The following is a 19,349-nucleotide window of genomic DNA, read 5'->3' on the forward strand; positions in this document are numbered from 1 at the left end:
CCCCTGTGGAAGCAGACCCACCCCCACCGCGACCCCGACGCGCATCTGCTCGACGGCCAGGTCATCGAGGCCGCCGGAGCCGACCTCACCGTCCTGCACACCCCCGGGCACGCGCCGGGCGCCGTCTGTCTGCACGACCCCGGGCTGGGAGTCGTCTTCACCGGCGACACGCTCTTCAAGGGCGGTCCCGGCGCCACGGGCCGCTCCTGGTCCCACTTCCCGACGATCATCGACTCCATCCGCGACCGGCTGCTCACCCTGCCGCCCGAGACCAGGGTCCTCACCGGCCACGGCGACCCCACCACCATCGGCGCCGAGGCACCCCACCTCCAGGAGTGGATCGACCGCGGCCACTGAGCCCCCTGCGCCGACCGGGTGATCACCGGAACCGGCGGCAAAAGGCGACAGAAGATGTCCGGCTTCCCCGGCACCCTCGAACCGTGACGACATCCGAGGGAAACGGGAGGCCGGACATGTCCGCAGCACTCGAGGGAAAGGTCGCGCTGGTCGCCGGGGCGACCCGCGGAGCGGGACGCGGGATCGCGGTGGAGCTCGGCACCGCCGGTGCCACCGTCTACGTCACCGGACGCAGCACCCGCGCACGGCGCTCCGAGTACGACCGCCCCGAGACCGTCGAGGACACCGCCGACCTGGTCACCGCGGCCGGCGGCCACGGCATCGCCGTACCCACCGACCACCTCGACCCCGTCCAGGTCCGCGCCCTCGTCGACCGGATCGCCGGAGAGCAGGGCCGCCTCGACGTCCTCGTCAACGACATCTGGGGCGGCGAGACCCTCTTCGAGTGGGATCGCCCGGTCTGGGAGCACGACCTCGACAAGGGCCTGAGGCTGCTGCGGCTCGCGGTCGAGACCCACGCGATCACCAGCCACCACGCCCTGCCCCTGCTGCTGCGCCGGCCCGGCGGGCTGGTCGTGGAGGTCACCGACGGCACCGCCGAGTACAACCGCGACACCTACCGGGTGTCCTTCTTCTACGACCTCGCCAAGGCGTCCGTCCTGCGCATGGCCTTCGCCCTCGGCCACGAACTCGGCCCGCGCGGCGCCACCGCCCTCGCGCTGACGCCCGGCTGGATGCGGTCGGAGATCATGCTCGACCACTTCGGCGTCCGTGAGGACAACTGGCGCGACGCCCTCACCGACGTCCCCCACTTCGCGATCTCGGAGACCCCCCGCTACGTGGGCCGCGCCGTCGCCGCCCTCGCCGCCGACCCGGACGTCTCGCGCTGGAACGGCGCGTCCCTCTCCAGCGGCGGCCTCGCGCAGGTCTACGGATTCACCGACCTCGACGGCAGCCGGCCGGACGCCTGGCGCTATCTCGTCGACGTCCAGGACGCGGGCAAGCCGGCGGACACCACCGGCTACCGCTGAGATCAGGGGTGCGGTGCCGGCGGCAGCGGCCAGCGCGCGGAGTGACCGGGTGGCAGCGCCAGGTCCCGCCGCACCGCCGCGTAGTACGCCTGCCGCCCGGCCCGCTGCCGTTCCAGCAGGGCCTGCCAGGCCGCCGGATCGCGGGTCTCCGCGCGCAGGAACCGCTCCATCTCCATCACACAGGTGACCCAGTCGCGCGCCCTCTCCACCACCTCCGGGCTGCCGAGCAGGAGCAGCGCCTCCCCGGCCGCGTCCCGGGCCGTCGCGGCCTCGGCGATCAGCGGAGCCGCCTCCTCGGGAGGCAGGGGGTGGGGGTGCGGATCGTTGCCGAGATGGGACGCCACCCGGTAGGCCAGCGTGACGGCCTTCTTCAGCACCCGCGCGTAGTCGGCGTACACCGCAAGCCGCCGCTCCTCCCAACGGGCCTCCCGCTCCCGCCGGAACCGGGCCTGATCGCCGCGCACCACGGCCAGGTAGGAGCCGAGCGCGCCGATCACCACACCGATCAGCGCGGGGAGTTGCTGCAGGAACACGGACATGCGCGCACGCTATCTGCCCTGGAGATCGTTCCGGGAGTAGGTTCGGCCCATGGCTGACTCAAAGCGCTTCGCCGGACACGGAGTTCTGGTCACCGGCGCCGCCCGTGGCATCGGCGCCGCGATCGCCCGGCGGCTGGCCGAGGAGGGCGCGCGCGTCCTGCTGACCGACACGGACGGCTCCGAGGCCGCGAGGACCGCGACGGCGCTGGGCGAACAGGGCCTGCACACCGACGCGTTGGCGTGCGACGTCGGCGACCGGGTGGCGGTGGAGGCGGCCGTGGCCCACGCCGTCGATGCCTTCGGCACGCTGGACGTCCTGGTGAACTGCGCGGCGCACTGCACCCCGGACACCCCGCTGTTCGAGGACGGCACCGACGAAGGGTGGGCGCGCGACCTCGACATCACCCTCACCGGCGCCTACCGGTGCTGCCGGGCCGCGCTGCCGCACCTGGCCGCCTCCGGCCGCGGCGCGGTCGTCACCGTCGGCTCCGTGAACGCCGTGCAGGACTTCGGCAACCACGCCTACAGCGCGGCCAAGGCGGGCCTGATCTCCCTCACCCGCACCATGGCCGCGCACGTCGCGGCCCGGGGCGTGCGTGTCAACCTCGTGATGCCGGGCACCGTGCGCACCTCCGCCTGGGAGGGCCGGGACGAGGAACTGGACGCGATGCGTACGCTGTACCCGCTCGGCCGGGTCGGTGAGCCGGAGGACATCGCCGCCGCCGTCGCCTTCCTCGCCTCGCGCGACGCGTCCTGGATCACCGGGACCGCGCTCACGGTCGACGGTGGTCTCACCGCCGTCAACACGGGGTTCCTGCGGGCGACCGGGCAGCATCGCGATGTCTGAGAACTCACCCTGTGAGCTGGGGCACTGCGAATGTCACCGTTTCGTCGCATCGTGGACGATCCCTGCAACCGATCGCTGGGCACGCCGGTCTAGCTTGCAGACACCACGAATCAGAAGACCACACCACACGAGAGGCAAGGCCGGCCATGGGGGACATACGCAGACGGGGAGCCGTCGTACTCGGGATCACCGGACTGGTGGCACCGCTCACACTCGTTCTGGGCAGCGGTTCGGCCCAGGCGTCGACGAGCTGCACCACCTCGACCGGCCCGTACCAGAAGCAGGTGGAGAAGTTCCTCGGCCTGCCGGTCGACGGCAAGCAGTCCACCAGTGACTGCAAGGCCATCAAGGCCTTCCAGACCAAGCACGGCATCACGCCGAACATCGGCTACGCCGGGTCCGTCACCTGGGGCGTGATGGATCTCATGAACAAGCAGAAGGCCGTCGGGAACAACCCCAACAAGGACGGCAAGTGCCCGACGAACAAGGGCCGCATCGCCTGCGTGAACCTCACCCTCCAGCTCAGCTGGATCCAGGACGGCAGCAGGCTCGTCTACGGCCCCGTCCCGGTCCGTACCGGCCGTGACGGCTACGAGACCCGCACCGGGCTGAAGAAGATCTACTGGCGTGACATCGACCACGTGTCGAACATCTACAACGTGCCGATGCCCTACAGCCAGTTCTTCGACGGCGGCCAGGCCTTCCACTCGGTGAACCTCAGCATGTGGAACCCGCCGGGCTCGCACGGCTGCGTCAACATGACCCCGACGACCGCCAAGAAGTACTGGTCGCTGCTGAAGACGGGCGACGACGTCTTCGTCTACGGCCGCAAGCCGGGCACCTGAGCGGGCACCCGGCCCCGGCGTCCCGCTACTGCGGCGCGTCGCCGAAGTCCGGGATCTCCAGCCGTACGCCTCCCTGCCGCGCGGACTCGTGCGCGACGATGCCCGGCAGGGTGTAGCGGGCCGCCACCCACGCGTTCACCGACGGCAGCGACCGGGTGTTGACGGCCGTGACGAAGTCGTCGACGAGGAAGTGGTGGCTGCCCTCGTGACCGTTGTGCAGATGGTCGAAGACCCTCGGCAGCCGCGCCCGGTCGTGCACGGGCGCCGAACCGGACGTGAAGGCGGCCCGCAGCTCCGGCGCGATGTGCCGCAGCGAGGGGTCGTCGGGTGACAGGGTGGGCTTGGGCTCCAGCAGCTCGCTGATGTCCTTCACGCCCTTCTTGTCCTGCCACAGCGCCACCGTGGCGAGCTGCTCCATGCTCGCCTCCGTGCCGAAGAACCGGAAACGCGACTCCCGGATGTGGGAGGGGTAGCCCACCCGCCGGAACTCGTTCGTACGGAACGAACCCCCGCCCGCCACCTCGAACAGCGCGGTCGCGTTGGAGAAGTCGTTGCCGAACTGGCTGACGTCCTTGTCGAAGACGCCGTCGCCGCGCTCGTCGACGACACCGATCGCCGACACGCTCACCGCGTGCGTCTGCCAGGCGCCGAGCACCCCGCCCACGGAGTGCGTCGGGTACAGCAGCGGGGGATAGCTGGCGGTCTGCTTCCAGTTCTCGCCGCCGCTGTACCGGTAGGCGTCGTAGAAGCCGAGATCCATGTCGTGGACGTAGTCGCCCTCGGCGTAGAAGAGCCGCCCGAAGGCGCCCTCGGCGATCTGGTTGCGGGCGTGCACGGTCGCCGGGTTGTACTGGCTGGTCTCGCCCATCATGTACGTCAGCCCGGTCGCCCGGACCGCGTCGACGATGGCGGCGATCTCCTCGGTGGTGATCGCCATGGGGACCGCGGAGTACACGTGCTTGCCCGCGTTCAGGCCCTGCAGGACCAGCGGTCCGTGGGTCCAGCGCTGGGTGAAGAGGGCGACCGCGTCGACGGCCTCCGACTCCAGCATCGCCTGGTACGAGGGGAAGGTGCCCGCCAGCCCCTGCGCGGCGGCGAGTCGTTCGGCCCGGTCGGGCAGGAGGTCGGTGACGTAGACGTCGCTGACGCCGGGGTGGGCCTGGAACAGCGTGGCGAACTGGCCGGAGAACTGGCCGGCGCCGACGATGCCGAGCGAGAACGTCATGGAGGACATGCCCTTCACTGGTCGAAGCGGTCCACTTACTTTCGTCATGGAATAATCAAGGCGTCAAGAGCTGCGCGTTCTTCACTTTCGGGCTTCCCCGAGCGCTACGATCCCGTGACATTGATTCCATGGCGAAAGAAATGGATGGGGGAGTATGACCTCCATGACCACAGTTGCCGCGAGTTGGCTTCCGCTGAGTCCAGGAGAGCGCTCGGTGGCGATCGAGGTGCTCGTCAACGGCCCGCTGTCGCGCACCGAGCTCGCCCGTCGCCTGGGCCTGTCCGCGGGCAGCCTCACCCGGCTGACCAAGCCCCTGATCGAGTCCGGGCTGCTGGTCGAGGTCGCCGAGGCGGGCGCGCCGCCGGAGGTGCGCCAGGGGCGCCCCTCGCAGCCGCTCGACGTCGTCGCGGAGTCCCGCTCCTTCATCGGCTTCAAGATCACCGAGGACATGGTCTACGGCGTCGTCACCACCCTGCGCAGCGACATCGTCGCGCGCCACGACCGCCCGCTGACCACGCACGAACCCGGCGAAGTCGCCGATCTCCTCGCCGAGATGACCGACGAGCTCGCCGCCGCCCATCCGGGCCCGGCCGGCATCGGCATCGGCGTGGGCGGCCTGGTGGAGGGCCGTTCCGTGGTGGCGGAGTCGCTCTTCCTGCGCTGGAACGACGTCCCGCTCGCCGATCTCGTGGAGGAGCGGACGGGGCTGCCGGTCGTCGTCGAGAACGACGTCGCCGCGCTGGTGGAGGCCGAGACCTGGTTCGGCGCCGGCCGCGGCCTCGACCGCTTCGTCGTCCTGACCATCGGCGCCGGCATCGGCTACGGGCTCGTCCTGGGCGGGCGCCGGGTGCCGAACGCCGAGGAGGACCGCGGCTTCGGGCGCCACTGGATCATCGACCCCCACGGCCCGCTCACCCCCACCGGCGAGCGCGGCAGCGCCGTCTCCCTGCTGGCCATCCCCAACATCCGGTACCAGGTCGCCGCCGCCACCGGGCGCGATCTGGCCTACGAGGAGATCCTGCACCGGGCCGCCGCCGGTGAGCCCATGCCGGCCCGGGTCGTCGACGAGGCGGCCCGCGCCCTCGGCGTCCTGCTCGCCCAGATCTCCAACTTCGTGATGCCCCAGAAGATCCTGCTCGCCGGGGAGGGGGTGGGGCTGATGGATGTGGCGGGGGACACGGTACGGCGGACGATCGACGCCCGGCGCCACCCGCGTGCGGCCCCGGTCGACCTGGAGACGAAGGTGTCCGATTTTCACGACTGGGCCCGTGGCGCCGCGGTTCTGGCGATCCAGGTGCTGGTCCTCGGGGCAGCGGAGATCATCTGAACTCCCCCGTGGGGCCGGGCAGATGGACGTGATCAGCGACACGGTCCGATATGCCCGTTTCCTTCGTTATTACTCACAACGCCTTCACCCCTGGGGCTCTATGCTTCACAGCATGTCCACCACTGTTGAACCGGCTTCCGAACGCTCGGCGGCCGAGGTCAACGAGGAGATCCGGGCCCTGTGGCTCCGGTCCGGCGGGACACTGACGGGCGAGCAGCGCGAGGAGTACCAGCGCCTCGTGCTGGAGTGGGCCGCCGCGGCCACGCAGCCCGTGCCGGCGGCCTGAGCCGCACCTGACCGCAGTCCGCCGGGAATCCCGGCGCCGGACCGGGGCACCCCGGTCCGATGGGCCCTCTCCTCGCACTGGCCTCGGCCGCCCTCCACGGCATACCACCGGCGGGATACTGTCCCGCCGGTTTCGGCATGCCGCCGTCACCGCGCCCTCGGCGACCGCCCGGACGCCTTCGCCGGAAGCGGCCGCCTAGCTCCAGGTCGCCGAGTAGTAGCGCCGGTACGCCTTGCGGTCCTGTTCCTCGCGGAAGTAGCGGGTGGCCACCAGGGCGATCAGGCTGCCGCCGACGACCAGCATGCCGGGGCCGATGTTCTGCGGGTCGGTGAGCCGCGCCAGCAGGGTCTCGCCGGCGACGCCCGTGGCGGGTGCCGAGGAACCGGGCGAGGCGGCGCCCGGCGCGATCGAGCTGTGCATCGAGGACGCCGACGGCGCCGGCGTCGGCGAGCCGCCCTGCCCGGCGGCCGCCTGCTTGGACACGATCAGCTGGACGCCGAGCGCCTGCATCGCCTTGGTCAGCGGCTGGAAGAACGTCGTGCCGCCCGTCGTGCAGTCGCCGCTGCCTCCCGAGGTCACGCCCAGCGCGATGCCGTCGGAGAACAACGGGCCGCCGCTGTCGCCGGGTTCGGCGCACACGTTCGTCTCGATCAGCCCGGTCACCGTGCCCTCCGGGTAGTTGACCGTCGCGTCCAGCCCCTTGACCTCGCCGTCGTGCAGCCCGCTGGTGCTGCCGCTGCGGAACACCCGCTGCCCCACCGCCGCGTCGGCCACGCCCGTGATGCGCACGCCGTTGCCGTTGCCGATGGCGACGATGTCGGCACCCTGGCCCGCCGAACCGCTCGCGTACTGGACCAGCGAGAAGTCGTTGCCGGGGAAGTTCGACTGAACCGTCGTGCCGAGCTGCTGGTTGCCCTGGTTGTCCGCGAACCACGTCGAGCCCTTGGGCCCGCAGTGCCCGGCGGTGAGGATGAAGTCGCTCTGCCCGTTGGTCACGTTGAAGCCCGCCGAGCAGCGCCCGCCCGTGGACAGGATCGGCTGCGCCCCGTTGAGCCGGGTGGTGAACCTGCCCTGGGCGCGCTGCATCTGGACGAACCCGCCGATGCCGGAGGCCACCTTCGTCATGCTCGACCAGTCGGAGGCGGAGACGGTGCTGTCGGCCTGCACCACGATCCGGTTCGTCCGGTAGTCCATGACCCAGGCGGTCCCGGCCACGCGGGGCGCCGAGCGCAGCGTCCTGGTGGCCGCCTTCAGCTCGTTCATGCTGTGGCCGACCATCTTCGCCTTCGCGCCCGCCCGCTCCACCTGGGCGGCGGCCTTCTCGTCGGTCACGGCGACGACCGTGCGTCCCGCCGAGTCGATCCACGTACCCGCCGTGCGCGCGGTGCCGAGCCGCGAGATCAGCGAGGCGCCGGTGCCGGAGGCGGAGTCCGCGGCGGCGAACGGCACGGCCGAGGTGCCGGACGGTTCGCTCGCCATGGCGGCCTGCGTCACCATGGCGCCTCCCACAAGGAGTCCGCCGACGGCCGCCAGTCGCGTCACTCGCCGGACGATCCGTCGTCGTGCGTGCCTCATGCATGGCTCCCGAACCAGAACGCGCGGCGTCAACGCCGCGAGGCACTCCGGTCGTTGAGCGCCCTCTTCCCATACGGGCCGGGAGGCGCCCGCGTTCAGCGCGCGGACGATCTTCTAGCGTTTGCGGCCCACCCCGCCGTAGATCCCCACCTCGTCCGGCGGGTTCCCGTCCGGGGTGTCCGGCCGCCAGCGCGAGCACGTCACCACCCCCGGCTCCAGCAGCTCCAGCCCGTCGAAGAAACGGATCACGTCCTCGGGGGTGCGCTGGGTCAGCCTCGGGGTGCCGTGCTCGTTCCAGAACCGGACCGCCTCGTCCACCTCCGGCAGCGCCGGGCTCGTGACGGTGTGGGACAGCACCAGATGGCTGCCGGCCGGCAGGGCGTCCATGAACCTGCGCACGATGCCGTACGGGTCCTCGTCGTCGCCGACGAAGATGACCACGCCGAGCAGCAGCAGGGCGACGGGACGGCTCAGGTCCAGGGTGCGGGCGGCGCGCTCCAGGACCGCGTCGACGTTGCGCAGGTCCTCGTCCAGGTGGTCGGTGCGCCCCTCGGGCGCGCTGGTGAGCAGGGCGCGGGCGTGGGCCAGGACCATGGGGTCGTTGTCGACGTAGACGATCCGTGACGCGGGGGCGAGCCGCTGGGCGACCTCGTGCGTGTTGTCGGCGGTGGGCAGCCCGGTACCGATGTCGAGGAACTGCCGTATCCCCGTGTCGGTGACGAGATGGCGCACGGCGCGGCCGAGGAAGAGCCGGTCGGCGCGGGCGTACTCGCCGATGCCCGGGTGCAGTTCCCGGATGCGGTCGCCGGCCACCCGGTCGACCTCGTAGTAGTCCCCGCCGCCCAGCCAGTAGTTCCAGATCCGGGCCGTGTGCGGGCGCAGGGTGTCGATGCGTCTGCGCAGGGCCGCGGCCGGATCGTCGGTGGCTGCCGGGTTCTCCGTCACGGGCTCAGCTCCTGGAGTGCCTGGTGGTGCGGTGGGCGCACCGCAAGAGGCAATCTAGACGGCCGAGTTGATGTCTGCCGAGGGTTCGGGGCAGGTCGCACCGGCGCTCCCGAGCAGCGCCCGCGCCACGTCCTCGCCCCATACCGACGCCGCGTCCACGTACGGGCGCAACAGCGCGGTCAGCGCCGGGTCCGCCCGTCCGCCGAGCTCGTCGTCGGCGATCTTGCGGGCGATCCCGGCGAGGAAGTCGGCGAGCTGCACCCGCGGGTCCTCCCGCGCGACCACGAGCCGCAGCTCGGCGAGCCGGATGCCGGAGCGCCGGGCGGTCTCCTCGATCCAGGCGATGCGCTCCGGCGTCAGCATGTTCTGCCGGTCGTGCACCAGGCGGACGCGCCGCCCGCCCGCGCTCCAGTACGCGGCCGTGGCGACGATCGCGGGCAGCAGCGGGTTGAGCACCGGAACCAGCGTGGGCCCCGCGTCGATCCGGGCGCGGTAGGCGTCCGCGCGGGAACGCGCCGCCGCCAGCCGTCCCAGCACCGCCGCGGCCCGCGTACCCGCGTGCGCCCGCCGCAGCGCGTCGACGGTGCGGAAGAACCGCTCGGCGGGTTCGGAGGGTTCCCCGTCGTTGCGCACCCGCAACAGCCGGTTGGCCGCCTGGAGGAACTCCCGCCAGTGCTCCTCGCCGAGCGTCCGCCGCCCCTCGCGGTACAGCGGCAGGGCCTCGCCGCCGTCGCCGAGCAGCAGGTCGGCGGTCCGGTCCACGACGAAGAACGCCTTCTCCGTCAGGTGCACATGGGCCGTCCCGTGCAGCGGCCCTCCGGGGGCGAGCAGCCACTCCAGCACCGCCCGGTGCTTCTCCCGCAGCAGGTGGTTGGCCTTGTACTCCTCGGCGGGCGAGCGGATCCGGTCCCGTACCTCGCGCAGGTACCCGGCCGCGGCGTCGACCGGCAGTCGCACACTGGCGTGCGCGAACACGTCGGTGTTGCCGCCGGTGAGGTTCTCGCCGTCCGACCCCGACTCGTCGCACCCGACTTCCAGGTCGTTCCAGGTCACACCACAGCCCCCTGTCTCGTGCCCCATGAACAGGATCGCGCACGACACACCCGGTGCATCAGCGGTCATCGAGGAGGCGGTACGGCGGATGGCGGCGGCCGTGCGCCCATGACGGCAGGGCCGGCCGCCGGCGCCTTCGCGATCTTCTCCGCGAGCCCGGGGGTGCCTAGACTTCTGTCATGGACGACACGGCGCTGGAGCGGCTGGGCGAGGGCAAGTATCTGCTGGTCACCAGTTACCGCAAGAACGGCACCCCCGTCGCCACCCCGGTGTGGGTGGTGCGCGACGGGGACGGCCTCGGCGTGTGGACCACCGCGGACTCCTGGAAGGTCAAGCGCATCCGGGCCCGCGGCGACGTCCTCGTCGGCCCCTGTGACCTGCGCGGTCACCCCACCGGCGCGCAGATCCCGGCGACCGCCGAGATCACCGACGGGGAGACCGTGGCCCGCTACCGCGACCTCATCGCCCGCAAGTACGGCATCGTGGGCCGCCTCACCCTCCTCGGCAGCCGGCTGCGCCGCGGCCAGGACGGCACCGTCGGCATCCGCGTGACCCTCAAGCCCTGACACGCGTACGGCCGCGCTGCCCCCTCGCAAGGGAGGGGGGCAGCGCGGCCGTCACCCGTGGACCGGGCCTACGGCGCGTCGAGCACCGTGCCCGCGAGCACCGGCCCGCCGGGCAGCGGGTCGCCGTTGTCGTCGGCGAGCTGGAAGCGCACCGACTCGGCCTGCTCCGCCACCTGGTCCTTGACCGTCGGCAGCTCCACCTGGGCGGTCAGCTTCCCGGCCGGGACGTCGGCCGCCAGGGCCAGGTACCTGATCGAGGACAGCGGGCGCTCGGGATCGGGCTCCTCACCGGAGGAGTCCGCCAGCCAGTGCGGATCGACGTCCTTCGTGGACAGCTCCGGGCCACCGGTCACCGGCGTGACGACGAAGTACTCCGCGAGGTCCACGTCCGCGGCCGCCGACAGCGACACCTTCCACTTCAGGGCGCCGCCCTCGGTCACCCGGTCCGCGAGCGGGGTCACGGAGACCGCGGGCATCGGGTCGTCGTTCTGCACGGTGACCCCGCCCCGGTAGGAGCCGACGACGGCACCGTGCACGGCCTTGACCAGCACGTCGTTCTGCACGTCGTACGAGAAGCGCGTGTTGCCCTTCACCTGGACGGGGACGTCGATGTCGTGGCCGCCCGGGCGCACCGTCACCAGACGGTCCTTCGCCCGGCCGGTGACCGGGTCCACGACGTACACCCGGACCTGGCCGCTGCCCGGCCCGGCCACCCGCACCGGCACCCGGTAGGTGCGCACGCCGGAGTCGCCCTCCTTGACCGTCGTCCGGCCGACGTCGACGCGCGGCAGCGCTGCCTCCCGCACCGCGGGGGTGCCCGGGCGCCAGCCCCAGGCGTCCATCAGCCAGGCCTTGCCCCTGGTCGAACGGGGCGTCAGGGCAAGGGACTTGACGTGCCTCAGGTCCACACCCGCCCGGGTCGCGGCCGTCAGCGGCACACGGACCTCACGCGCCCAGTAGGAGGCGGTCTGCTCGGTGCCCGGCAGTCCGTCGATCCGGACGCCGCCGAGCATGGCCCGCCGCCCGTGGGTGTCGGTGACGGACACGTCCAGCTTGGCGCCGGTGGAGTTCGGCGGCACGATCACCCGCAGCGCGAGGTCCTCGGCCCCCTTGAGCCCGACCGGGGTGCCGGGGCGCACCCGCACCGCCGATCCGGCCGCCGACCAGCTCAGCGCGACGGCGCGACGGCCGGTCTCGCGGTCCGTCTCCCACTGCGCGAAGTGCGGCGAGGCGCCCTTGGCGCCGGGCCCCAGGCAGGCCACGTGCACGTCCGGGTCCACGGCCGAGCACAGCCGTCCGCCGGTCACCGACAGAGGGCCGTCCGGCAGGAAGCCGCCGGCGCGGTGGGCGCCGACCGCGTGCGTCAGCACCCGCGCCGGGTCGGCCGACGGCGCCCGCCGGCCCGTGCCGTCGAGCAGCGGCCGCACGCGGTCGTCACCGGCGACGAACAGCCGGGCCGCCGCCGCGATGTAGACACTGCCGGCCTTGTGCTGCCGGTCGGCCGTCAGCCGGGTCGCGGTCCCCCGGGCGCACACCGGGTCCGGGTGCTGGGGGTCGGTGTAGAAGTCGTCCTCCGAGGGGGCCTCGGACTGCCCCGGAGTCCACTCGGAGTTGAAGAAGTTGTGGTCGGCGCCGATCACGTACACCGCGCCGTGCAGCGCCTTGCCGCGGCTGACGCCCCGGGTGCCGTCGACGTAGACCTCGCCCTGCAGGTCGGAGACGTCGCCGTCGCAGCCCGGCAGGATCGTCGCCGACGGCACGTCCGCGACCGGATTCTGGCCGAAGATCGTCGGTCCGATCAGCACGGTGCCCCGGATGTGCCAGCGGACCGGGCCGCGGTAACCGTCCTGCGCGGCGGGCGGGGGAGAGAGGCTGTCCATCGCGGCCCGGTTCACGCCCTCACCGCCGCGCGAGTGGCCGACGAGCAGGACCCGTGACAGGTCCGCCTTCGGTGCCCGGCGCACGACCGCGGGGGCCGTGCTCGGGTGGGCGGCCCAGTCGGCCCAACGGGCCAGGTGCTGCCGGATCAGGGAGGAGCGGGCCTGCGCCCCGCCGTCCTCGGCCGCCCAGTCCTGGCCGTTGACGCCGTTGGCGGAGATGGAGACGGTCACATAGCCCTGCGACGCGAGCAGGCGCTGGTCGCGCAGATAGCCGCGGTAGCTGGGGATCGGCTTGGTGCCCGCCGGGCACGGCCACTCGCCGCCGGCGTCGTCGCCCTTGTAGCAGGTCGCGTGGCGTCCGTGCAGGAACAGCGCGAGCGGCCGGCTGCCGGTGGCGCCCTCGGGGGCGACCACCACGGCCTTCATCTCGACGGGCTGGGGGAAGTCGGGCAGCTTGACCGGGGCGAGGTCGTACTCGCCGGTGGCCGTGCGGTACTGGCCCGGCTTGCCGGGGTCCACGGAGTTCGCCGGGAGCGGTGCGGGCGGCTGCGGGGCGGCTGCCTCGGGCCGGGCCTCGGGAGCCTTCGCACGGCCCGCGGCGTCCAGTTCGCGCCCGCCGGCACGGACCTCGAGGGCCTTCAACTCGCCTGCGGAACGGATGCGTTCGAGGTCCAGCCGGAAGGTGCGGCCGTCCTGCGCGGCCTTCGGGTGGCCGAGCAGCCGGTCGCCCGCGTAGAAGTCGACGCGCGCGTCCCCCATGGGCACGGGCGCGGCCGAGCGCCACACCAACTGCCGTTCCCCGCCCCGGCCGGCGATCCGCCAGCCGGGCGGGAGGCCGCCGTCGTCTGCCACCGCCGTGTGCGGACCGGCAGCGGGCGGCGGTGCCGCCTGCGCCAGTCCTGGCGATCCCCCCGCCACCGCGAGCACCACCGCGGCGGTCGCCCCTATTCGCCGGGCACGGATCAAGGTGTTCCTCCTCAAGTACCGGTCGCGAGCACCCCGTTGGTCGGGCGGGGCGCCTCGTGACCCGGAGGACGGGGAGGGGAAGCTGTGGGTTGCCTGTGGCCGGTGATGTCATCGGGGCCCGGTGATGCGATCAGGCCAAGCCCGCGCGGCGGGCATGCGTCCGTGCGCGTCGGCACACATGCGCCCGTGTGGCTCGCGCCGAGGCCGTGCGGCGGGCGTGGGTTCGTGTGGCTCGTGCTGCGGCCGTGTGGCGGGCGTGCGTCCGTGCGCGTCGGCACACATGCGCCCGTGTGGCTTGCGCTGCGGTCGTGCGGCGGGCGTGCACCCGTGTGGCTCGCGCCGAGGTCGTGCGGCAGACGTGCGTCCGTGTGGCTTGCGCTGCGGCCGTGTGGCGGGCGTGCGTCCGTGCGCGTCGGCACACATGCGCCCGTGTGGCTTGCGCTGCGGTCGTGCGGCGGGCGTGCACCCGTGTGGCTCGCGCCGAGGTCGTGCGGCAGACGTGCGTCCGTGTGGCTTGCGCTGCGGCCGTGTGGCGGGCGTGCGTCCGTGCGCGTCGGCACACATGCGCCCGTGTGGCTTGCGCTGCGGCCGTGCGGCGGGCATGCACCCGTGTCCGTCGGGACAGGACCAACTGCCCGCTCGGTCCGCCGCCCGAGGCGGACGGCGGGGGAGAGCCCGTATGCTCGACGCGCTGTTCGGCCCGTCGACGCGGGCCGGCCGGGGCGGCGCCGCCGGGCACGCGACGGCGAAGGAGCGCTACGGCATCCCGACGCTTCCCGCGGGGCTCGCGGCCGACCGGCGTCGCTGGACCGGAGAGCCCGTGGCCTGTGCGGGACCCGATACCTGGACTGTGGGAGCGATGACGCGGAAAGAGGACGGCGCGAGCGAGGCGGCCCGGCGCATGTTCGACGCGGACCGTGCCGCGCGGGCCCTGGGCGTCGAGCTGGTGGACATCGCCGAGGGAAGCGCCGTGGTGCGGATGACCGTGACGGCGGACATGGTCAACGGCCACGGCATCGCCCACGGCGGCTGTGTGTTCCTGCTCGCCGACACCGCGTTCGCCTGCGCCTGCAACAGCCACGGCCCCGTCACGGTCGCGGCCGCCGCCGACATCGACTTCGTGGCGTCCGCGCGCGAGGGGGACGTACTGACCGCCGAGGCGGCCGAGCGGGTGGGCTTCGGCCGCAGCGGGATCTACGACGTCACCGTGCGGCGCGGCGACGAGGTGGTCGCCGAGTTCCGGGGCCGCAGCCGCACCCTGCGGTCCGCGCCGGACTGATTCCGGTCAGGTCCAGGCGCGGAAGGGCTCGTCGACCAGCTGGAACACCGGCTCGCCGCGGACCGGGTCCTTGGCCGTGGACAGCCGGACCCGGTCGCCGCTGTGGATGCCGATCGGCGGGCCCATCACCCGGCCGCGGACGACGAACCCCTCGGCCATCTCGACCAGCGACACATTGCGGGCGGCAGGGGTGTTGCGGTGCACCGTCGTGGAGTGGCGGACCGTGCCGACGCCCTCGCTGCGCTCCGTCCTCAGGTCGCTGCCCTGGCACACCGGGCACAGCAGACGGTGGTACATGGCGGTGCCGCACCAGGTGCAGCGCTGGAAGAGGATGGCGTCCGAGTCCCGCGGCGCGGTGTCGAGGACGCCCGCCGAGCCGCCCGCCTGCCGGACGACGGTTCCTGAGTGGTGGTACACGCTGGTCAACTCCCTGCGCTCGGCCGGAATCCCACGTGCGCGGTTCGCCGTGCCACCGTGCACGGCATCAATGTATGGCACTGAGTGTCATACGTAAAGGCACTGCGTACCCTCAATATGGGGGTGGCCGGTCAGTCCTGTTCGAGGGTGCTCTCGATCTCCCTGACCACCCGCCACATCGGCGCGCCGCGCCGGGAGACGATCACCACCACGTCCTCGGGCTCCTCCTCGCCGTGCGGCGCCCGGGGCCCTGCGAAGGCCTGCTGCACATACCCCAGCGCGTGGTCCAGCGCGGCACTCGCGTCACCCTCCCCGTCCGAACGCAGCCAGGACCGCAGCGCGTTGTTGTGCGCCGCCGCCACGGCCGCCGCGACCACGTCGGCCCGCAGCGTCCCGTCGGGACGGCCCGCGAGGCGGTCGCGCAGATAGTCAGCGAAGGCCCGCTCGTAGCGCCACACCACCGACAGCTCGTACGCGCGCAGCCCCGGCACCTGCTTGGTCAGCCGGTAGCGCTGCACGGAGAAGGTCGGGTTCTCGGTGTACATCCGCAGCACGATGCGGACCGCGTCGCACACCCGCCGCACGGGCTCGTCGTCGGAGCTCTCGGCGAGAAACGCCGTCATGTCGGCCAGGCAGCGCTCGTGGTCGGGGAAGACCACGTCCTCCTTGGACGGGAAGTAGCGGAAGAACGAACGCCGTCCGACGCCGGCCAGCGCCACGATGTCGTCGACGGTCGTCTGCTCGTACCCGCGCTCCAGGAACAGCTGGAACGCCGCCGCCACCAGGGCGTCCCGCATCGGGGGCTTCGGGGCGGCCGGCTCGGTGCTCATGAACGCGAAAGTAGCACCTTCGGGACACAGATGGCACTCAGTGCAGGCCGAACAGGGAACTGAGTGCTGCGCAGGGTCCCGGAGGGCGACGAGAGCCGGGCGCTGAACTCCCGGCACCGCCCCCGCGTATCTCTCCTCGGGGAAGGGCGGACAGACCCGCCACGGGAGGGAAGGAGAGCCTACTGTGCCCACGCCGCCGGCATCCGGGTCACCGCAGGACCAGCCGCCGCTGGAGCCCATCCGCGTACTGCGCCCGCGCCGCACCGACGCCCTGGCCGAACTGTTCCGGGAGATGGAGCAGGGCGGTTCCGGCCTGGAGACCGTCACCGTGCCCGACCCGCACTCCTGGGACGAGGGCGAGACACAGGAACTCCCGCCCGTCCGCACCGACGACCGCACCCCGCCGCGCGGCGACCGGTTCGGCTTCGGACCCGGTCTGCGCCGTGCCGCCGTGGCGGTGGCCGTCGCCGCGGCCGCCCTGGTCGGCTTCGGCGGCGCGCTCCTGCTGTCCGGCAACCGCGACGACACCCGCGCGCAGGCACCCCCGCCCACGGCCTCCGCCGAGCCGGCCCCCACGGCCACCGCCACGCCCGCCGGGGATCCCGACGGCGCGGGCACCCTGCGTGAGGGCGACAGCGGCCCGGCGGTGACCGACCTGCAACAACGCCTGCTGCGCATCCCCGACGTCTACCGCGACGGCGCCACCAGCGGCGTCTACGACGCCACCCTGCGGGCCGCGGTGGCCCGCTTCCAGCTCTGGTACGGCATCAGGGGCGACGAGACCGGCGTCTACGGCAACGACACCCGGCAGGCACTGGAGTCCCGCACGGCGTCCACCGGCTGAGGGCGCGGCGCCGGAACCGGTGGCCGCCGGCTACTCCGGCTCGGCCGGCACCCGGATGTCGAGCACGCAGACGTCGTCGCGCCGTTCACCCGCCAGCACCTCGGCGAGCAGCGGGCCGAGGTGGCCCGCCTCGTCGCAGCGGTGCGCCAGCACCCCCTCGGCGAGCCGCTTCAGCCCCCGGTCGAGGGTCTCTCCGGGCCGCTCGATCAGGCCGTCGGTGTAGAGCAGGACGCGGTCGCCCGGTTCGAGGTCGACCTCCGCCTCCTGGAACCGCGGTGCGATGCTCGCCCCGAGCAGCATGCCGGCGGGACGGTCGAGGAAGCGCACCTCGCCGTCGCGCAGCAGCAGCGGCGGCGGATGGCCGGCCTGGGCCCACAGCAGACGGCGCCGGGCGCGGTCGTAGCGGGCGAGGACCATGGTCGCCGTGCCGTGCGAGTCGCGGGAGTGCAGCAGCAGCCTGTTGAGCCGGGACAGCGCGCCGGTCAGCGAGGATCCGGTGATGACCATGCCCTTGGCGGTGAAGCGGAGCTGGGCCATCGTGGCCACCGCGTCGATGCCGTGGCCGGCGACGTCACCGACGACGAACAGGGCGTCCCCGTCCGCGAGTTCGATGGCGCTGAACCAGTCGCCGCCCACATGGATGCCCGACTGGGCGGGCAGGTAGCCGACCTCGACCCGCAGCCCGGCCAGCCGGACCGGCCGGGTGGGCAGCGGCAGCAGCGCGTCCTGCAGCCGGCCCGCCAGGGTCCGCTCGGCCAGCAGCACGTCGTGCTGGGTGAGGATGGCCCGCTCGCTCTCGACGAGGGCGAGTTCCGCGCTGCGCTGGGCGGTGAGGTCCTGGATGACGCCGTGCACCTCGACGGGGGTGCCGTGCGAGTCCGGCACCGCCTCGGCGACGGCGCGCAGATGCCGCAGCCCCGCCGTCGTCCTGATCCGGAAGGGCAGGTCGAAGGGCCGCCCGTCCCGCAGGAGCCGCGCGATGGCGTGGGCCAGCGCGGAGCCGTCCTCGGGCAGCGCGAGGCCCGGCAGGTCGCCGAGGGCGACCGGTCCCGACTCGGTGTCCCGGCCGAGGAGCGCGTACACGTGCGAGGACCAGGTGACCTCGTGCGTGAGCAGGTTCCAGCTCGCCCAGCCCAGGTTGCCCAGCCGCTGCAGATCCGCCAGCCGCTGCTCCTGGCGGTCCGAGGAGCCGTGCCGCACCCAGGTGAGGACCAGCCCCTCGCCCAGACGGGTCGCCCGTACCGAATAGGTCGACAGCTCGGCGATCCCGTCCACGATCTCCTGGTGCCCGAACCGCTCGCTCTCGTACGGCTCCCCGGTGGTGAGCGTCCGCATCAGCCCCCGGCGCAGCGGCGGTTCGGCCGCCAGTGCCGGGCAGCACTCCTGGAACCGGCGGCCGACCAGCTCGCGTCCGGCCCTGCTCACCACATCGCCGGCCTGGGCCGTGGCGGCGGCGACGCGGAAGTCCTCGACGCCCTTCGACGCGTCGTGCGGCAGCAGGAACATGGCCGCGCCGGGCAGCGCGTCGAACACCGCCTGCACGGAGTCCGCGGCGGCGTCGACCGTGTCCCGGGGGCGGGTGTCGAACGCGCGCAGCCGTCCGGCGCAGAGGCGGGCCACCGCCTGCAGAAGGTCGCGGTGCTCCGGCGAGAACGGCCCGCTTCGAGAGCGCAGGATGCCGATGCACACGTCGGTCGAGGCGCCGTGCCGTCCGTCCGCCGCCTCGGGCGCGGGCAGGGGCAGCCAGGCGCGGGTGGGCCAGCGGCTGGGCGGATCACCGATCAGCAGATACCGCCTGCGGTCCGTCTCGAGGTCCTCCAGCCAGCGCGGCTCACGCGCCCGCAGGGCGTCCAGTGCGGCGACCCCGCTCAGCGGCGGGACGTGATGCCACTGGGTGGCCAGCGTCTCCTCGATGCCCGCGTGCCCGATGAGGTCGAGTCCCCCGGCGGGCAGCCACGCGTAGATCATGACCGCGTCGGTGTCCGCGGGGGTCAGCTGCTCCAGCAGGCACTGGGCGAGTTCCTGCGGTGTGGCGATCCGCACCAGCTCCCTGCCGAGCGCGGCGAGGGCGACGCAACTCCCGTCGTCGGGGGCCGGGTTGCGCGACGGCGGGACGGTGGAGGCGGGGCCGGCATCGGCTCGGCGCGCCGCGGCCGGCCGGTTTTCCGCCGGGACGTCCTGCGGCATCGCCAGGGTGCCGAGGGTGATCCAGCACTCCTCCAGCAAGGTGCGCCGGCCGGCCTTGGCGCGCCGGCGGAGCTCTTCCTCCGCCGCGTCCGGAGTGGCGCCGGTCAGGGTCATCACCGCCCCCTTGGCCCGCTCCAGGACAGCCGCCACCGCCGCCAGGTCCCGCAGTCTGTCCAGCTCGGCGCGCTGCCTGGCGACGACCTGGGCCAGCGCGACGGTGTCCGGGGCGGAACCGGAATCCGCCGGCGTGGCGGGCTCGCTCGTCACGCGTCGAGCATCGCACACAAAGCTCGGCCCGATCACGGTCTTGCCTGCCCGGACTTCACTCGAAAGGGGACGCCTCACGCCGT

The 19,349-nt window shown here is 73.1% G+C and carries 18 protein-coding genes; 9 read left to right on the forward strand and 9 right to left on the reverse strand.

The genetic code is table 11. From position 1 onward, the window contains the following. A partial coding sequence (locus M8J74_RS35835; protein WP_249840432.1) for an MBL fold metallo-hydrolase occupies positions 1–357 on the forward strand: 357 nt, incomplete at its 5' end. A 116-nt stretch (positions 358–473) separates the two neighbouring features. After that, positions 474–1,388 carry an SDR family oxidoreductase gene (locus M8J74_RS35840; protein WP_249840433.1) on the forward strand — a complete coding sequence of 305 codons (915 nt, stop codon included), beginning with the start codon at positions 474–476 and terminating at the stop codon, positions 1,386–1,388. Positions 1,389–1,390: 2 nt separating this feature from the next. Here M8J74_RS35840 and M8J74_RS35845 read toward each other — a convergent pair whose 3' ends face one another. Then, the gene (locus tag M8J74_RS35845) at positions 1,391–1,927 is read right to left on the reverse strand and encodes a hypothetical protein (RefSeq protein ID WP_249840434.1); all 537 of its coding nucleotides are present in this window, start codon (positions 1,925–1,927) and stop codon (positions 1,391–1,393) included. 49 nt (positions 1,928–1,976) lie between these two features. On the opposite strand from M8J74_RS35845, the gene M8J74_RS35850 reads away from it, so the two are divergent. Both M8J74_RS35850 and M8J74_RS35855 read left to right on the forward strand, forming a co-directional pair. Next, positions 1,977–2,774 (forward strand): SDR family NAD(P)-dependent oxidoreductase, encoded by a 798-nt coding sequence (locus M8J74_RS35850; RefSeq protein ID WP_249840435.1) that lies wholly within the window; start codon positions 1,977–1,979, stop codon positions 2,772–2,774. A gap of 146 nt (positions 2,775–2,920) precedes the next feature. After that, on the forward strand, positions 2,921–3,619 hold the full coding sequence (locus tag M8J74_RS35855; protein WP_058921316.1) for a L,D-transpeptidase family protein: 699 nt from the start codon (positions 2,921–2,923) through the stop codon (positions 3,617–3,619). A gap of 25 nt (positions 3,620–3,644) precedes the next feature. On the opposite strand, the gene M8J74_RS35860 is transcribed toward M8J74_RS35855, so the two are convergent. Continuing rightward, a complete protein-coding gene (locus tag M8J74_RS35860; protein WP_249840456.1) occupies positions 3,645–4,844 on the reverse strand; it encodes a Gfo/Idh/MocA family protein in 1,200 nt (399 codons plus the stop codon). Between the two features lie 163 nt (positions 4,845–5,007). Here M8J74_RS35860 and M8J74_RS35865 point away from each other — a divergent pair, with 163 nt between their 5' ends. Both M8J74_RS35865 and M8J74_RS35870 read left to right on the forward strand, forming a co-directional pair. Then, a complete protein-coding gene (locus tag M8J74_RS35865; protein ID WP_249840436.1) occupies positions 5,008–6,171 on the forward strand; it encodes an ROK family transcriptional regulator in 1,164 nt (387 codons plus the stop codon). A 100-nt stretch (positions 6,172–6,271) separates the two neighbouring features. After that, positions 6,272–6,457: a hypothetical protein gene (locus M8J74_RS35870; protein WP_058927971.1), complete on the forward strand. Its 186-nt coding sequence runs from the start codon at positions 6,272–6,274 to the stop codon at positions 6,455–6,457. Between the two features lie 195 nt (positions 6,458–6,652). On the opposite strand, the gene M8J74_RS35875 is transcribed toward M8J74_RS35870, so the two are convergent. From M8J74_RS35875 to M8J74_RS35885, 3 genes are all read right to left on the reverse strand, one after another. Then, positions 6,653–8,032 (reverse strand): S1 family peptidase, encoded by a 1,380-nt coding sequence (locus tag M8J74_RS35875; protein WP_249840437.1) that lies wholly within the window; start codon positions 8,030–8,032, stop codon positions 6,653–6,655. A gap of 114 nt (positions 8,033–8,146) precedes the next feature. Continuing rightward, positions 8,147–8,977, reverse strand: coding sequence for an SAM-dependent methyltransferase (locus tag M8J74_RS35880; RefSeq protein ID WP_249840438.1), 831 nt, complete (start codon positions 8,975–8,977; stop codon positions 8,147–8,149). A gap of 54 nt (positions 8,978–9,031) precedes the next feature. Then, positions 9,032–10,057, reverse strand: a complete 1,026-nt coding sequence (locus M8J74_RS35885) for a hypothetical protein (protein WP_249840457.1) — start codon at positions 10,055–10,057, stop codon at positions 9,032–9,034. A 152-nt stretch (positions 10,058–10,209) separates the two neighbouring features. Here M8J74_RS35885 and M8J74_RS35890 point away from each other — a divergent pair, with 152 nt between their 5' ends. Next, a complete protein-coding gene (locus M8J74_RS35890) occupies positions 10,210–10,596 on the forward strand; it encodes a PPOX class F420-dependent oxidoreductase (RefSeq protein ID WP_058921313.1) in 387 nt (128 codons plus the stop codon). Positions 10,597–10,664: 68 nt separating this feature from the next. Here M8J74_RS35890 and M8J74_RS35895 read toward each other — a convergent pair whose 3' ends face one another. Continuing rightward, on the reverse strand, positions 10,665–13,442 hold the full coding sequence (locus tag M8J74_RS35895; RefSeq protein WP_249840439.1) for an alpha/beta hydrolase: 2,778 nt from the start codon (positions 13,440–13,442) through the stop codon (positions 10,665–10,667). 859 nt (positions 13,443–14,301) lie between these two features. Between M8J74_RS35895 and paaI the strand changes: the two genes are divergently transcribed. Then, positions 14,302–14,721 carry a hydroxyphenylacetyl-CoA thioesterase PaaI gene (paaI, locus tag M8J74_RS35900; protein ID WP_249840458.1) on the forward strand — a complete coding sequence of 140 codons (420 nt, stop codon included), beginning with the start codon at positions 14,302–14,304 and terminating at the stop codon, positions 14,719–14,721. A 6-nt stretch (positions 14,722–14,727) separates the two neighbouring features. On the opposite strand, the gene M8J74_RS35905 is transcribed toward paaI, so the two are convergent. Further along, complete coding sequence (locus M8J74_RS35905; RefSeq protein ID WP_058921310.1) at positions 14,728–15,138, reverse strand: Zn-ribbon domain-containing OB-fold protein; 411 nt, start codon at positions 15,136–15,138, stop codon at positions 14,728–14,730. A gap of 131 nt (positions 15,139–15,269) precedes the next feature. Continuing rightward, entirely contained in the window at positions 15,270–15,968 is a 699-nt protein-coding gene (locus tag M8J74_RS35910; RefSeq protein WP_249840440.1) for a TetR family transcriptional regulator, read from the reverse strand. A gap of 184 nt (positions 15,969–16,152) precedes the next feature. On the opposite strand from M8J74_RS35910, the gene M8J74_RS35915 reads away from it, so the two are divergent. Further along, complete coding sequence (locus M8J74_RS35915) at positions 16,153–16,812, forward strand: peptidoglycan-binding domain-containing protein (RefSeq protein WP_249840441.1); 660 nt, start codon at positions 16,153–16,155, stop codon at positions 16,810–16,812. Positions 16,813–16,842: 30 nt separating this feature from the next. On the opposite strand, the gene M8J74_RS35920 is transcribed toward M8J74_RS35915, so the two are convergent. Beyond that, the gene (locus M8J74_RS35920; protein ID WP_249840442.1) at positions 16,843–19,266 is read right to left on the reverse strand and encodes a SpoIIE family protein phosphatase; all 2,424 of its coding nucleotides are present in this window, start codon (positions 19,264–19,266) and stop codon (positions 16,843–16,845) included. Positions 19,267–19,349 lie beyond the last annotated feature (83 nt).

The sequence above is a fragment of the Streptomyces panaciradicis genome, assembly GCF_023516615.1.
Classification (GTDB): Bacteria; Actinomycetota; Actinomycetes; order Streptomycetales; family Streptomycetaceae; genus Streptomyces; species Streptomyces panaciradicis.